Origin of the sequence: Anaerostipes butyraticus (genome assembly GCF_016586355.1) — a bacterium.
Taxonomy (GTDB): Bacteria; Bacillota; Clostridia; order Lachnospirales; family Lachnospiraceae; genus Anaerostipes; species Anaerostipes butyraticus.
Genome location: NZ_BLYI01000050.1, coordinates 52,209 through 66,129, shown reverse-complemented (window position 1 = coordinate 66,129; position 13,921 = coordinate 52,209). Strand labels below are relative to the sequence as shown.

Here is a 13,921-nt window from a genome sequence, read left to right as displayed (position 1 = left end):
GTCTTTATCTACTACAACCGGATAAGGATATACACTTCAAATCCGGATGGCCTCCCGCCAGCAGCTTACAGGAGACGTCTGGAACAACCGTTAGCAGAAGCTGCTTAATTTTGTGGGTTTAAAGACTGCACAAATATTGACAACTCCATAGTTTCCATATTCTTTTCTCCTTTACATTTCAATTTTTAGTACACTTTTATATCTGTCAAGTGATTTTATAATTTTTTATACACAAATGTGTCCCAATGTGATAGACTATCACTGTGTACACAAACGCATAAAGGAGAGATGCTATGACTGTTGGAGAAAAAATCAGATATTATCGAAATATTCGTGGAATATCGCAAGAAACATTGGGAAATCTTTCAGGCATAAATCCCGCTACTATCAAGAAATATGAATATGGTATTCGTAATCCTAAACCAGATCAATTACTGAAAATCACAAATGCACTTGGCATTAGCATTAATCTGTTCATGAATTTTGATATAGAAACAGTTTCCGATGTGCTTTCTTTACTGTTTAAACTGGACGAGCAAGTGGATATGAAGTTTGAAGCGGAAAAAGATGAAAATGGAGAATTTATCCCATCTACTGTAAAATTATCTTTCCAGAACGCTACAATCAATAATAAGCTTTGTACCTATCTTAAAGCAAAACAAATAAAAGAAAATCTGGAAAACTCTAAAGAGAAATTGAACACCGAAGATGATTATACAGAAGCAATCAACGAAATCGAAAAAAATATAGAAGATATTAAAAATCATCTTGTAGATGACAATATGGTAGTCAACAAGAGAACTAAAGGAATTGCCGTAAAATTATTCCCGCAATAAAATTTCCAAAGAGGTAACTTATTATGAAAAAGAAATATCAGGTATTTATAAGTTCAACATATACAGATTTGAAAGAAGAGCGCATGGCTGTTACACAATGCCTTTTAGACAATGATTGCATTCCTGTTGGCATGGAACAATTCCCTGCAAGCGGAATGTCTCAAATGGACTATATAAAAAAAATGCTTGACGACTGTGACTATTATATCTTAATTTTGGCCGGACGTTATGGTACTCTTGATAAAGACGGTATTGGATTTACTGAAAAAGAATTTGATTATGCATGTGAAAAGAATATACCTATTATGAGTTTTGTTGTTGAAAATCCCATGTTAATACCAATTGGACAAAGTGAACAAACCGATATCGGCAAGGAAAAACTTGCCTCCTTCCGAGAAAAAGTATGTAACGGCAGAATGGTAAAATTTCACGCTAATATTGATCAACTCAAAGCTAATGTAGCCACATCAATAAACAAATGTATTAGAGATTTTCCAGCCATTGGGTGGGTGCGTGGATATGAACCTCCAAATAAAGAAGTTGATATTGAGAACAAGATCGCAAACTATTTAGAAACACACACGATCTCAGAAGAAGGAATCAAAGATCTATTTACCGATACTACTGAAGGATTCCCAAAAATAACTTCCACTCAATACAGAAACCCAGAAAAATCTAGCCATTTCACTTTCGATTATTCAAATAATAACGGCGAATTTACAATTGGGTGCGGCCAAAACACTTTTGTAACAAAATGGAGTAAAGCAAGTAATACATCAATATATGCATATAAAGACGGAACTGGTATTATAGCAATAGCTAGAATCAAAGCCCCCGCCGAATTACAAGATGCTCTTAATTATCCTTGTGATTTTTCTTCTCGTTGCCGTACTCCTCAAATTGGCGACATTATTATTTGGAAAAATGTGTATGGGAATTATGCTGGTACAAAAATTATTAGTATCAAAGATGATACTCGTGGTGCAGATCATGATGAACTTACTTGTGAATATATCATCTACAATTGATTCTACTTTTTATAAAATAGAGCCAACAGGCATAAAGAAACCTCGGAAACTCTTGTAAAACGGGTATCCGAGGTTTTCTGTCTGTTATTCAAACTCCAGACAGACGGTAAGCGATATAAACAAAGATTGGCTTATTTACAGGGGTTTTAGCGATTATAAAACGCTATAAAACAATAAAACAAAATTTAAAAATGCAATAAAAATGCAATGGAGTGTGTCAGACCGGAGGAGACCAACTGGCTTCTGCACTCTCTCAATACCTACTGACAAATCATATCATTTTGACAGGCTGACATTCGTTGTCAGCCTTTTTTATTAGGAGGCTTACTTATGGAATACCAATTAGAACTCAAACAAATCGTAGATTTTCCACGCTGCCGGATTTACCGCAACTTCATACAGACCTTATTAAATGACAGGAGCATCCGAACAACCGGAAGCTCTTTTCTTTTCTGGTATCTGGTTCTCTGCTCCTACGCCAATTACAGCAATTCCAACCGGCGCATGGAGCAGTTCACTTACACGCTCTCACCAGGCGAATGGATCTGCAGTATCTCAGAACTGCAGGATTGGTTTCGCTGCCGGTTTCAGCATCAGGCCATATCTATCCTGAAGCATCTCCAGGAGGAAGGCTGCATTACCTATTCCCTGCTGGAGAAAAACCGTCTGGTCAAATTCCAGATTACCGACTGGCAGAATGATAATACTGCCCTGAAATACAATTATCCCTGCAAAAAGGATACGGGTTTCTTCTTTTTCCCTATTGGAAAAGCCCACAAGCTGATCCAGGCAGACAAATGCTCGGAGATGGATATCCTGCTCGATCTGTGGATCCACGCTGTATACAATGATCCGTCTGTCCTCTGCTCTGACACCGGCCCTGTCGTCTATTATCGAAACAATACCGGTTCCCCTCTGACCAGCTTCCAGGCACTGGGAGAACGGTGGGGACATTCCAAACCTACTGTCTCCAGGTTATTAAAAAAGCTGGAGAAGATGAACCTGATCACCTTGGTATCTTTCCGTGGTAATCACGGGAGCATGATTTACCTGAACAATTACCTTTCCATTATGTTTAACATCAGCGACGTACTGATTGACAAGGAGGAGATCGCCATGAAAATGAAACTGCCGATTTACATTCCAAAAGAAACACCTGCAGAGGAACCCGCAGAACCAGAGTCTGTGTGCGTACCAGAAACGGTGACGGATGAACAGATTACTGTTTCAAATCCCATTCCCTGCGTTCCAATTTCGCACATCCGCTACATGGTCAAAAAAGTCGCCAAACTCCTGAATACACAAGGGATTTCCTGCTGTCACTGCCCCCGGACCAGGTATATATTATCTCCCTTATCAGACTGCAAGGATAGTATACCTGTAATTGGTCTAAATATTATCTGCCCCTTTGGAGCCGCAAACTACCGGTTTGAGCTGACCATAGAACCCAAGCCGGAGTCTGCAAAGCTGGAGCCTGAGAAGAAGGGTGGACAGCAGAGCCGAACCGTACTGGCGAATACTGCCCTTCCGAAAGAGGGCAGGATAGGACAGCGAGCTAAGAGGATGCACAGAATGGAACCGCCGGAAATCTTACTGCCGGATCTTCCCCCGCAAATACCGGATAATGCGGAAGCCGGAAGTCAGGAAGGAGGGGATCTGTATGCCGAAGCGTAAAGGACAGGACTTTTCAACACCGGAAGAAAATCCCCGGTTTCATGATACGTACCAGTTCCTTCGCCGTTACCGGGATGCCACATACAGCCTGAAAGTGGTCGTTCACCAGATGGAGAACCAATTCAAGGTGCAGTACGGTTCCAGCATTGATGAGTTCCTGGATTCCATTTATGCAGCTGGGGCAGACCTGGCAGGAAGTGATATTGCGGAACGTGCCAAAAGCATTGAGCGGAGCAACCGGATGCTGAAGCTGCTGGAGTCTTCCGTAGATCTTCTGCGGAATAACCACAAATACGGGGAGCAGTATTACTGGATCCTCTACTATGCCTTTCTCTCGCCGCAGCAGCTGAAGAACACGGAAGAAATCCTGGAAAAGCTGGAGCAGCACATTCCCAATATCTCCTACCGTACATATTACCGGAAACGCCACCAGGCGATTGAAGCCCTGAGCAGCATCCTCTGGGGATATACGGCGAAAGAAACCATAGACACCCTGAACAAATTCTTCCCGGAGTAGGAAGTGGCACACCTCCGGCACAGGATTGTCCCGGTTCTGCGATTGCAGGGTAAATTTACCCATGCTACAATAGGTATTGCTTATAGTTTTCTTTTTACAGCACCCTCGGCGGTGCTTTTTTTGTACCCATAAACCAACGCTGACCGCTGTACGTACAGCCTATGTATATAATAAGTAGAAAAGTCTACGTATGCTCTACGTACAGCGCACGCACATTCTATTGAACGGAGGAAATCCGGCATGAAGACAAGAGATCAGATATACCACAGAGAAGGAGAAAAGCTCCTACGCTTCCTGACCACCTACCATGCCCTGAAATATGAACAGGTAATGAAGATGTTTGGTGACCAGGAGTCCATCAAGTCGTTGATCACCAGCCTGGTCAAGCAGGGAAGAATTTATCACGCCAAGGAAGCTGGTCTGTTATGCGACAGCCCGGAAGCCGCAGAAAACCCGGATCGTGGCACGATTGCCGCCTTCTGGGTCTTGCTGGACTTTGAGAAGCCAATTGTATTCCATACCAGTGGAGATTTTCCAGTGAAACTCCACTTCTTTTCAGAAAATGAGGAATATGAAATCCTCTATGTGCCGCTGGAACAGGAAATTTTGGTGGATCATGTGATGAAATCCATTCCCTGCCACGATGTGTTGCGTCTTGTGGTGCTGGAAAATATCCAGCAGGCAGCTAAACTCTCGCTTGAAGGGGTGCTTGCTTTCTGTGTCGTGGATGACTCCGGCTCTGTCAGCTACTACGGAAGGAGGTAATACACATTTCAAACCAGAAAATACTCTATGAACGGCTTGCGAAGCTAGAAGGAGAGATCCAGAAACTTAACAACACGGTTTTTGCACTGAAAACCACCGATATCCGTGCATATCCGGAAAACTACGGGGATCTGAGTATGAACGCTGCGCTGCGGGCGGAACGGATTGCCTGCCAGATGCGGAACCTGGTCTGCCTGGCAGCCCCGGAAAAACGGGGTGGATATTTAATGGAGGCGGCGGATGCCCAGGGGATTGCGATCTGCCAGGACGAAGATTTGATCTCCATTACGCTTCCGGGCCTGCTTCCCAAAAGAAAGCAGCACGTCAACGCCGCCTTTCTCCATGAGCCGCTGAATTATGCACTGCAAAACTACCTGACTGTCCACTCCCTTCCCCTGTACAGGGAATGTGTGGTCTGCTTCAGCCAGATCTATGACCGGAACGGCCCGTTTGACCGGATACGGGATTACGATAACCTGGAGTTTAAGCAGCTTCTTGACACGATTGCCAGCTATATCATGGTGGATGACAGCGGGCTGTACTGTGACTCCTACCATACCACCGAGTTGGGAGATACGGATCATACAGTCATCTACGTCATGGGAAAATCCCGGTTCCCTCAGTGGCTGAAAGGGCGGAAAAACGAGATTGAAACCATATCGGAAATTTCTTGATTTTTCCGTCATTTTATCCGACATTGGTAAAACATCCTTTGAAAGCAGGAAATCCCTGCTTTTTTTGTTTGCCGGGAAGCACAACTTTTTACCCAAGTACAGACTTACATGGGTAACTACCGGAAGGAGGGGTGACTGATTTTGTATCCTTCTACCTCCCAGAAATACAGGCTCCTGGAAATGGTCGCTCTTTGTGGGGAATTTCCTGCTGACCAGCTTACCCGTCTGATCCCAAGCCCCTCTTATGGAGAAAAGCTCATTACAGAGTTAAAGGCACAAAAACTGCTGCGGACTCACTATCGGGATCATTTAAGGGGCTATCGCCTGACCGGACGGGCTAAACAGATGCTCCTTGCTCAAAATCCGGAGCGTTTCCGTGACTTCCTCACCGGGAATACCGAAACCAATCAGGTCCGAAGCGAAGTAACCCGTCGGCTGCGTCTGTACCAGAAAGCAGAAACCTATCTGACTCTCCTAAGCGCCGGCATCCCGTTCTTTGCTGACCAGAAACCGGATATTTTCAGGGAAGGCCGCGAAGCCGGTATCCTTTCTATGGGGAACCTGCCCCTTTTTTACTCCTCACGGGAGTTTAAGCACATCGGTCCAGAGGCAACCAAGATCAGAAACTCACGGAGCATGGGTGTGCTGCTTGCTCCCCACTGTGCCTATGCACTGTATAACACCGGCGACCATGTACTCAAGTGGGAATACCGGACAGAGGTACGGTTGAACGCCTTCCTGCAGCATTACCTGCAGGATTTCCCCTATACGGGGCATCCGAAAGTCCGGGCGATCCTGACCGGGAAGGACATGGACACTGCTTATCAGCTCCTGACCAGTACCGGCGGATATAAAAAGAGTCTGTTTGTAGCGGATACATCCTATGAACACTTTCACTATCTGCCAAACACAACAGAAGGTGAGACGCTTTTAAAACTGCTGGTCCGGCCACGGCTCATGAAACAGCTGGACCAGTTACTATTATCCGATTTAGGTTCCCGGCAGCCAAACCTTCCCATCGACCATGACGGGGTGGACGCTTCTGGGAACCCCGCGGTTCTTGCATATGATTTTGACTTGCACCGAATTAACCGATTCAATACCGGACTGAATGTTTACGGCAGAAAGGGGGTGATGATCTGCTTTGATTTCCAAATCCCCTGTCTGAAACGATATCTGACCGCCGACATTCGGTTCTCCAGTATTGACCTCTCTAAATTTAGAAAGGGGTTTTTGCATGAACCGTAAATGGTGGAAGCTCATTTATCTGCTTCCCATCAGCCTCTGCACCTTATATGCAGGCGGCTATATCGCTCAGTTTATCCGAAACTATCGCATCTGGACTGCCGCCGGTAACACGCCGGGCAATGGCAGTTCCCCACAGATGCCTTCCCCGCATCCGGCAGCCTGTTTCCAGGCAGTCACCGATTTTCCGTATAACCTGTACGGGATTGGAATCTGCCTTGTGGTATTTGGACTGCTGATTTTCCTGCTCATGCGGATGGGCTATGACCGCAACGGCGAAGTCCCAGACCGGGAACGGAACCTGAACTACTCTACAAAAGGCACCTATGGCACCTCCGGTTTCATGACGCCGGAGGAGATGCATAAAGTCCTGGAGCTGACTTCTGATGTAAAGAAAAACAAAGGCACCATCTTAGGCAAGCTGAACGGCAAGGCCGTCTGCCTGCCCTACCACACCTATATGAATCGGAATGTGGCAGTCTACGGTTCCAGCGGATCCATGAAGAGCCGGGCCTATGTCCGTAACGCCATTTTTCAGAGTGTTGCCCGTGGGATTGACGGGCCGGGAGAAAGCCTGATCATAACCGATCCGAAATCTGAACTCTATGAAAGTATGTCCGTGTATCTGGAGAAGGAAGGCTATACCGTCAAATGCTTCAATCTGGTCAACCCGGAAAACTCCGACAGCTGGAACTGTCTCATGGAGATCAACGGTTCTGAGACGATGGCTCAGGTCTTTGCCGATGTCATCATCCAGAATACCGGTTCTGCCAAAGGGGATCATTTCTGGGATAATGCGGAGATGAATTTGTTAAAAGCCCTGGTTCTGTACGTGGACCAGGGCTTTCCGCCGGAAGCCAAAAATATCGGGCAGGTGTACAAGCTGCTGACTATGAGTTCCGAGAAAGAACTGAACAGCCTGTTTGACCTGCTTCCGGTATCCCATCCGGCAAAAGTGCCTTACTGCATCTATAAGCAGGCCAGCGACACGGTGCGCTCCGGTGTTATCATCGGATTAGGTGCCAGGCTGCAGGTGTTTCAAAATAAGCTGATCCGGCAGATCACCTCCTATGACGAGATCGATCTGACGCTGCCGGGCAAACAGAAATGTGCGTATTTCTGCATCACCTCAGACCAGGACAGCACCTTTGATTTCCTCTCCTCCCTGTTCATGACCTTTATCTTTATCAAGCTAGTCCGCTTTGCGGATAAAGAGGGCGTGGACGGGAAGCTGCCGGTTCCGGTACATATCCTGGCAGATGAGCTGGCCAATACCGGCGCCATTTTGGAGCTGAATAAAAAGATTTCTGTTATCCGGAGTCGAAACTTAAGCATTTCCTGTATTTTCCAGAATCTGCCACAGATGCAGAACCGGTATCCGCTGAACCAATGGCAGGAAATTATCGGGAATTGTGACAGCCAATTATTCTTAGGCTGTACCGATGAAGTGACCGCCACCTTTATTTCCAATCGGTCCGGAGATGTGACGGTTGGAGTCAGCAGCGAAGCCAAACAGCTCAATTCCTGGCGGGTTTCTGACTACACGCCGGAGTACCGGCAGACCAGATCCATCGGGAAGCGCAAGCTCCTAACGCCGGATGAGATCCAACGGCTGCCCTTGAATAAGGCGCTTATCATCCTGCGGGGACAGAAAATATTAGAAGTGGAAAAGTACGACTATACGCTCCACCCGGATTCCAAAAAACTGATACCAAGAAAAGCGGCAGACCATGTTCCCCATTGGCGGGCGATGGCCGAGCAGGAAGAATACGACTATACACCGACTCTTGCGGAGAATTTAAAGAAAAAGCCCCGGCCTGGCCGCAGCGGCAGACGCCCTGCCTTTCCCTCTCAGGAGAAACCGCTTCGCCGGGAACCGGACAAACACGCTTACCCTTCCGAGCAGCCGGAAGAGCTTAGTGACCTGCCGGAAGAATTTCCGGATTATCCAGAGGAGATTGTTCCGCTGGATAAAGATTCCATTATGTCTTAATTTTTGAAAGGAGGCAGCTTATGCCAAACGAACTGAACCATGTAACTTCTATCCTTACCCTGGACGCCGATGCTCAGCTGGAAACGCCGCAGTCCAAAGCGGATCTCATCTGGCACGAGATCCAGAACGCCTACCGCACCCGGAAAATCCTTACCGGGAAACTGGGCGGCATTGAGAAAACGGAGGCCGGCAGTCTGATTGCTATTATCTATTACAAGGACTTCCGTACCGTCATCCCCATCTCGGAAATGATGCTGAATCTTGTTCAGGATAACGCCCACGATTACGGGGAACTTTCCCTGCGGCAAAATAAAATCCTCAATAATATGCTGGGATGTGAGATTGATTTTCTGGTAAAAGGATTGGATGCGAAGACACGCAGCATTGTAGCAAGCCGGAAGGAAGCCATGCTGAAGAAACGCCAGATCTTCTATCTGGATACGGACGCATCCGGGAAGCCCAAGGTCTGCGAAGACCGCATCGTGCAGGCCAGGGTGATCGCTGTGGCAGAAAAGGTTGTCCGTGCTGAAATTTTTGGTGTGGAGACTTCCATCCTGGCAAGGGATCTGTCCTTTGACTGGCTGGGAGACGCCAGAGAGCGGTTCCGTGTGGGGGATCACATCCTGGTACGGATCCTGGATGTAAAGGCAGAATCTCCGGAGCAGATCACCGTCCATGCAGATGTCAAAAGCGTAGAAGGCAATACCAGCAAGGAAAACATGAAGAAATGCAAAGTCCAGGGCAAATATGCCGGTGTTGTGGAAGATATCCACAAAGGCACCGTATTCGTCCGGCTCTCGATTGGCGTCAACGCCATCGCCCATTCCTGCTATGATCCCCGTACCGTAGGAAAAAAGGACGAGGTTTCCTTTGTCGTTACGCATATTGATGAGGAGCGCAATGTGGCGGTGGGCCTGATCACACGGATTATCCGGCAGAACCTATAAAAAAAGCGGCAGCGCAACAAAGTGAATTATGCAATATTGCCGTTTCTTTCCATATATTTTTATTGCTCATGGCGATGTGTCATGCTATACTATTCCGGTATAATTGAACCAGAAAGACGGATGCTTTTCGATCTTGCCCTCTAGTAAAAAAGGAGGGTGATGCCCATGACTATCACAGAAGTCCTGACTTTACTGTTAGTTATTTTTGCGGCTTTGACTTACATAGATAATCGACATAATAAGAAATAGCATCCTGTACCGTCCAAAGTCAAGGATGCTATTTCTATGAAATACTGAATTAACTGAGGGCATCAGATCTTGCATCTGATTACCTTTCTGAGTTCATTATACACTGGGGGATGCGAGAAATCAAGTCCCCCATTTTTGCTTTTGGCTTCGCTTGATACGTTCGATAACTTAGGATTTTCGTCATCAAAGCAGTAAATTCATTACCGACATAATCGTTCCGGCTTCACATTCTGCGTAATCAAGAGTATTGTCTGGATATAAATATACTTTTGAAAATTCTTTTGCCTTTTCTTTTACTTCGTCGCTAATAATTACCGAATTACAGTTCTTGCAATGTAATACAGGTGCATTTATGACCTTTATACTTTTTCCGTTAATAGTCATAGAAAATTCGCCGATTTCTGAGTGCAATGTGTTATGACATTTCATACATTTCATTGTAAATCCTCCTTGAAAAATTCCAATTCGACAACTTAGGATTTGTCTACTTAACAAACTGGAATTGCAGTACTAGATAATATATTTATCCAGTCGTGCAATCCACTCATTTGAGTGCAGTAATGCGTCCTCACAATGTCCTTTTCCTTTTGAACAAATAGTTATGGAATTTTTATAATTTTTCTTGATATATTTTGCTACGTTTCTAAAAACAAATTCATTTATCTTTCCACCATAAAAATAAATAATCTGTGTATTGGGTGTATCAACATCTGAGGGAAGTTTGAATTGTCCAACTGCATATAAATAATTTTTTATGGTTTCATCTGATATATTATCCAACAGTTCTAAAAACACATCCAGCATATCTTCTGTTACCATTGAATTTATTGCGTTTCGTACCACTTTTTGATTTCGTTCTCTTGCTTTTTTTGTTATAGACAAGTACTGCTTTATAAGCATTTGAGTCATATATTTTCCAAATGGTAAAAGTGGTGAACTTTCTAAAATAACCTTTTCAAAGGTAAGCCTTTTGTTTTTCCATAAATACGATGCTAAAACTCCACCCATGCTCATTCCATAAATTGCGTATATATGGTTAATAGATTTTGATATACAATAATTTTCTATCTCTTTTGCAGTATCATCAAAGGAATTGAACTCGGACTTTTCCTGCACGTCATGTCCCGGCAAAATTGGCACAAGAATATGATAGTTCTCTTTATAATGCTCTATATAATCAATCCATATTTGATATGGACTTTCAAAACCATGAACAAGCATTATTGTTGGATTATTTGTATTGCCATATTCCAAAATACGCATTTTAAGCCCCCGCTTTGCTTACACAAATTCCAATTTCCTTCTCATTCCTCCGCCGCCTGTTTCTTCGCTTCCTCCAGCGGAAACTTCGGGATCTCTTCCAGCAGCTTCATCCCGATCTGCTGTTTTAAATCCTCATCCACAACCTTTTTCACGCTTCCATCTGGCTGTTCGACTTCTACTGTCGCCAGTTCTTCAATATAATCCGCATAATATGCCAGCACCTTCTCCAGCGCCCATTTCTCCCCGGCGACTGCCGCCTCGATTGTATTCAGATCCAGCGTACATTCCTGCTCCTGCATCACATCCCGCTCCCTTCCCTTAGAATACTTTCATCATACCATATGCGGTCCGGATAGCATAGTGGCAGCCTGCCTGATTTTCCATGGAATTTCCCGTCAATCCCGCACTGGCGCATAGACCGCCTCCACCTCCATCCCGTCTTCCGTCTGATCCAGCCGTACATAATAATCCCTGATGTAGTAGCTGGCATGCTGCTCCTGCAGGGAATACAGCTCCAGCGTCTGAAAATCCACCAGACAAAGATCCCTGGGCTTTGGTTCCTCCCCTTCCGGTCCGTAGGTTTCCATGACAGCGAGCAGCTTATCCAGGCAGTCCTGGCAGAGAATGGTTTTTGCCTTCTCCACATCCAGGATGCTATCTTCCCCATAACTGACTTTCACCGTGGAAATCCCACGGGAGGGTGTCTGTGTGCTGGAAAAGAAATCTCCGCCTTCCCCGGTGCCTGTCATGGCAGTCCTGGTGCCACTGGTATCTGCTCCGTCCTCCTCATGAGGCAGGATGCCGAAATCCAGCACATACCACTGGTTTACACTGATAATCCCCAGATCATCAAACTGCCGGAAATATCCCATCAGGCTTTCCTTTGCTGTACCACACAGATAACAGCCCTCCGAATCCGACAATTCCGACTGGACTGCTGGCAATTCTTTATACTCCATAGAAGTGAACTCCTCCTGTTGCAGCATATCTGCCGTATCTTTCATTTTCCCAAAAGCTGTAAAAAAAAGAAGCAGGGCAGCCAGGATGCCCGCTCCCCATACCAGTTCTTTTCTCATCCGGTAATACTTTCCTTTCTGCATCGTCCTTCCTCCCGCTTTATTTATGTCTGTAACAAGCATTATTTGTGTCTGTTATGAGCATAAATAGTGTGTGGTTCAGACACTATTTATGTCTTACCATAAAGGCAAACATGGAAAGGGGGTGTAAAGAACATGGAACAATCTGAAATCAGGCGGATCGGCAGGATCCTGAAGGAACGACGGCTCCAGCTCGGATACACCCAGGAATATGCTGCAGAAAAAGCAGGCATTTCCTATTCATACTATACCAAGATTGAACGTGGACAACAACTTCCATCTCTGGAAGTTGCCATGGTCCTTTCCAAAACCTTCAGCCTGTCTATGGATCGCTGGCTTTTATGCCAGGCGCATGATTACAGGATGTCACCGGCTGCCTTAAACCTCATCCAATATGTCAGCTCCCTGGATAACAAAACCATCGAAACGATCCAGGAGCTGCTCTCCAAAGCCTCCCTGGTAGAGAAACAGAACTGACCGCAGGGCCTAAGCCCCTGCGGTTTTGCAATGAATACATTGCAATTATACTCGGAATATCCAGTAGAATCAAGGAAACTGCAATGAATACATTGCAAATTCACGTGATCGGTTTCGGCATACTCCCGGAAACACGAAAAAGGAGGCTTCTTTCATGGAACAAAAACTGAAACAGGATATTCAGATTGGCGAAACCATCCGCTCCCTCCGTATGGAGCGGAAACTGACGCAGGACCAGGTGGTTTCCAAACTGCAGCTTATGGATCTCGACATCACCCGGAGCATCTACTCTCAGATCGAAGGCGGTACCTACAGCATCCGCATCTCGATCCTTGCTGGTCTGTCCCAGATCTTTCAGGTGGACTATAACACCTTCTTTCGGGATGTCCATCTCCCAGGTTCAGAATAATTCTTCTCCCCAAATCTTCCCGCTTTCTCTTCGTTCTGACCGTGGCACATATTCTTCCCGGTTTCGCACGAAACTGGCACGGTTTTGCGATTGTGCCGTAAATTTCCCCGTGTTACAATAGGTACTGTCAAAATTATATGCAGCGAAAACGCAGCGCATCCAAAGGCGGCAGCCTCCCGCCCGGATTGGCTGCGTTTTTTCGTGCAGGGAAAGGAGGTTTCCCTTCAACAACTTCATATGGCTTTGCAGAAGTAGTCCGCATTGACCGGGCTGCTTTTGCTTTTTGAGGCAGGAAATTATAAGCACGGGCGGGAAAAGCAATCCCGTCCGTTTTTTCAAGATCAATGAAGGAGGTCATACATGAAACAGTTACCTGCAAACTCTTCACCGGAGAAAAAGCGGACGGTCTGCTACGGGAAATACCTCTACGCAGCCTTCCTGCTCTTTACGCTTATCGCAGCGAATGTCCAGCCGGTGCTTGCTTCCAATATGTGGGACAAGGCCAATGAGATCATGAAGGATGTTTATAACCAGATCGTCCTCATATCCACCATTGCCGCCGTAGTGACCGCATCCGTGGCGCTGCTTTTGATGAATTTCTCGAAATCCGGCAAGACCGTGGATGAGAGCCGTGCCTGGCTGAAGCGGATCATCATTACCTGGGCGATTCTGAACGGCCTTGGTTTTATTATGGCATACATTACCCCGTTCTTTGCCGGAGGCACATACAGCGGATAAGCCCGGAAA

16 protein-coding genes are annotated in these 13,921 nt (G+C 45.8%); 12 read left to right on the top strand and 4 right to left on the bottom strand.

Annotated elements, in window-relative coordinates; genetic code table 11:
• Positions 1 to 293 precede the first annotated feature (293 nt).
• The 9 genes from JMF81_RS12700 (at position 294) to JMF81_RS12660 (ending at position 9,679) form a co-directional block, all read left to right on the top strand.
• On the top strand, positions 294 to 836 hold the full coding sequence (locus JMF81_RS12700; RefSeq protein WP_201311809.1) for a helix-turn-helix domain-containing protein: 543 nt from the start codon (positions 294 to 296) through the stop codon (positions 834 to 836).
• 23 nt (positions 837 to 859) lie between these two features.
• On the top strand, positions 860 to 1,864 hold the full coding sequence (locus tag JMF81_RS12695; RefSeq protein ID WP_201311808.1) for a DUF4062 domain-containing protein: 1,005 nt from the start codon (positions 860 to 862) through the stop codon (positions 1,862 to 1,864).
• Between the two features lie 330 nt (positions 1,865 to 2,194).
• Positions 2,195 to 3,538 carry a MarR family transcriptional regulator gene (locus JMF81_RS12690; RefSeq protein ID WP_243282652.1) on the top strand — a complete coding sequence of 448 codons (1,344 nt, stop codon included), beginning with the start codon at positions 2,195 to 2,197 and terminating at the stop codon, positions 3,536 to 3,538.
• Complete coding sequence (locus JMF81_RS12685; RefSeq protein ID WP_201311807.1) at positions 3,525 to 4,055, top strand: hypothetical protein; 531 nt, start codon at positions 3,525 to 3,527, stop codon at positions 4,053 to 4,055. The genes JMF81_RS12690 and JMF81_RS12685 overlap by 14 nt, the downstream gene beginning before the upstream one ends.
• Positions 4,056 to 4,295: 240 nt before the next feature.
• Positions 4,296 to 4,820, top strand: a complete 525-nt coding sequence (locus JMF81_RS12680) for a DUF5697 family protein (RefSeq protein WP_201311806.1) — start codon at positions 4,296 to 4,298, stop codon at positions 4,818 to 4,820.
• A complete protein-coding gene (locus JMF81_RS12675) occupies positions 4,820 to 5,494 on the top strand; it encodes a DUF6100 family protein (protein ID WP_308805594.1) in 675 nt (224 codons plus the stop codon). The genes JMF81_RS12680 and JMF81_RS12675 overlap by 1 nt, the downstream gene beginning before the upstream one ends.
• Before the next feature lie 141 nt (positions 5,495 to 5,635).
• The gene (locus JMF81_RS12670; RefSeq protein ID WP_308805593.1) at positions 5,636 to 6,742 is read left to right on the top strand and encodes a hypothetical protein; all 1,107 of its coding nucleotides are present in this window, start codon (positions 5,636 to 5,638) and stop codon (positions 6,740 to 6,742) included.
• Positions 6,732 to 8,732 carry a VirD4-like conjugal transfer protein, CD1115 family gene (locus JMF81_RS12665; RefSeq protein ID WP_201311805.1) on the top strand — a complete coding sequence of 667 codons (2,001 nt, stop codon included), beginning with the start codon at positions 6,732 to 6,734 and terminating at the stop codon, positions 8,730 to 8,732. The genes JMF81_RS12670 and JMF81_RS12665 overlap by 11 nt, the downstream gene beginning before the upstream one ends.
• A 20-nt stretch (positions 8,733 to 8,752) precedes the next feature.
• Complete coding sequence (locus JMF81_RS12660) at positions 8,753 to 9,679, top strand: RNA-binding protein (RefSeq protein ID WP_087314337.1); 927 nt, start codon at positions 8,753 to 8,755, stop codon at positions 9,677 to 9,679.
• 432 nt (positions 9,680 to 10,111) lie between these two features.
• Here JMF81_RS12660 and JMF81_RS12655 read toward each other — a convergent pair whose 3' ends face one another.
• From JMF81_RS12655 to JMF81_RS12640, 4 genes are all read right to left on the bottom strand, one after another.
• Positions 10,112 to 10,366: a YgiT-type zinc finger protein gene (locus tag JMF81_RS12655; RefSeq protein WP_087418870.1), complete on the bottom strand. Its 255-nt coding sequence runs from the start codon at positions 10,364 to 10,366 to the stop codon at positions 10,112 to 10,114.
• A 72-nt stretch (positions 10,367 to 10,438) separates the two neighbouring features.
• Positions 10,439 to 11,191, bottom strand: coding sequence for an alpha/beta fold hydrolase (locus JMF81_RS12650; RefSeq protein ID WP_201311804.1), 753 nt, complete (start codon positions 11,189 to 11,191; stop codon positions 10,439 to 10,441).
• A 41-nt stretch (positions 11,192 to 11,232) separates the two neighbouring features.
• Positions 11,233 to 11,490 (bottom strand): helix-turn-helix domain-containing protein, encoded by a 258-nt coding sequence (locus JMF81_RS12645; RefSeq protein WP_087416744.1) that lies wholly within the window; start codon positions 11,488 to 11,490, stop codon positions 11,233 to 11,235.
• Positions 11,491 to 11,586: 96 nt separating this feature from the next.
• Positions 11,587 to 12,291 carry a hypothetical protein gene (locus JMF81_RS12640; RefSeq protein ID WP_243282651.1) on the bottom strand — a complete coding sequence of 235 codons (705 nt, stop codon included), beginning with the start codon at positions 12,289 to 12,291 and terminating at the stop codon, positions 11,587 to 11,589.
• A gap of 132 nt (positions 12,292 to 12,423) precedes the next feature.
• Between JMF81_RS12640 and JMF81_RS12635 the strand changes: the two genes are divergently transcribed.
• From JMF81_RS12635 to JMF81_RS12625, 3 genes are all read left to right on the top strand, one after another.
• Positions 12,424 to 12,765 (top strand): helix-turn-helix domain-containing protein, encoded by a 342-nt coding sequence (locus JMF81_RS12635; RefSeq protein WP_087202377.1) that lies wholly within the window; start codon positions 12,424 to 12,426, stop codon positions 12,763 to 12,765.
• Between the two features lie 154 nt (positions 12,766 to 12,919).
• Positions 12,920 to 13,174, top strand: a complete 255-nt coding sequence (locus tag JMF81_RS12630; protein ID WP_201311803.1) for a helix-turn-helix domain-containing protein — start codon at positions 12,920 to 12,922, stop codon at positions 13,172 to 13,174.
• A 360-nt stretch (positions 13,175 to 13,534) separates the two neighbouring features.
• A complete protein-coding gene (locus JMF81_RS12625; RefSeq protein ID WP_015574505.1) occupies positions 13,535 to 13,912 on the top strand; it encodes a hypothetical protein in 378 nt (125 codons plus the stop codon).
• Positions 13,913 to 13,921: the final 9 nt, after the last annotated feature.

Bases quoted from the DNA above. Each gene is read 5' to 3' on its own strand.
- JMF81_RS12700 (WP_201311809.1), top strand. From the start codon at position 294: ATGACTGTTGGAGAAAAAATCAGATATTATCGAAATATTCGTGGAATA.
- JMF81_RS12695 (WP_201311808.1), top strand. From the start codon at position 860: ATGAAAAAGAAATATCAGGTATTTATAAGTTCAACATATACAGATTTG.
- JMF81_RS12690 (WP_243282652.1), top strand. From the start codon at position 2,195: ATGGAATACCAATTAGAACTCAAACAAATCGTAGATTTTCCACGCTGC.
- JMF81_RS12685 (WP_201311807.1), top strand. From the start codon at position 3,525: ATGCCGAAGCGTAAAGGACAGGACTTTTCAACACCGGAAGAAAATCCC.
- JMF81_RS12680 (WP_201311806.1), top strand. From the start codon at position 4,296: ATGAAGACAAGAGATCAGATATACCACAGAGAAGGAGAAAAGCTCCTA.
- JMF81_RS12665 (WP_201311805.1), top strand. From the start codon at position 6,732: ATGAACCGTAAATGGTGGAAGCTCATTTATCTGCTTCCCATCAGCCTC.
- JMF81_RS12660 (WP_087314337.1), top strand. From the start codon at position 8,753: ATGCCAAACGAACTGAACCATGTAACTTCTATCCTTACCCTGGACGCC.
- JMF81_RS12655 (WP_087418870.1), bottom strand. From the start codon at position 10,366: ATGAAATGTATGAAATGTCATAACACATTGCACTCAGAAATCGGCGAA.
- JMF81_RS12650 (WP_201311804.1), bottom strand. From the start codon at position 11,191: ATGCGTATTTTGGAATATGGCAATACAAATAATCCAACAATAATGCTT.
- JMF81_RS12645 (WP_087416744.1), bottom strand. From the start codon at position 11,490: ATGCAGGAGCAGGAATGTACGCTGGATCTGAATACAATCGAGGCGGCA.
- JMF81_RS12640 (WP_243282651.1), bottom strand. From the start codon at position 12,291: ATGCAGAAAGGAAAGTATTACCGGATGAGAAAAGAACTGGTATGGGGA.
- JMF81_RS12635 (WP_087202377.1), top strand. From the start codon at position 12,424: ATGGAACAATCTGAAATCAGGCGGATCGGCAGGATCCTGAAGGAACGA.
- JMF81_RS12630 (WP_201311803.1), top strand. From the start codon at position 12,920: ATGGAACAAAAACTGAAACAGGATATTCAGATTGGCGAAACCATCCGC.
- JMF81_RS12625 (WP_015574505.1), top strand. From the start codon at position 13,535: ATGAAACAGTTACCTGCAAACTCTTCACCGGAGAAAAAGCGGACGGTC.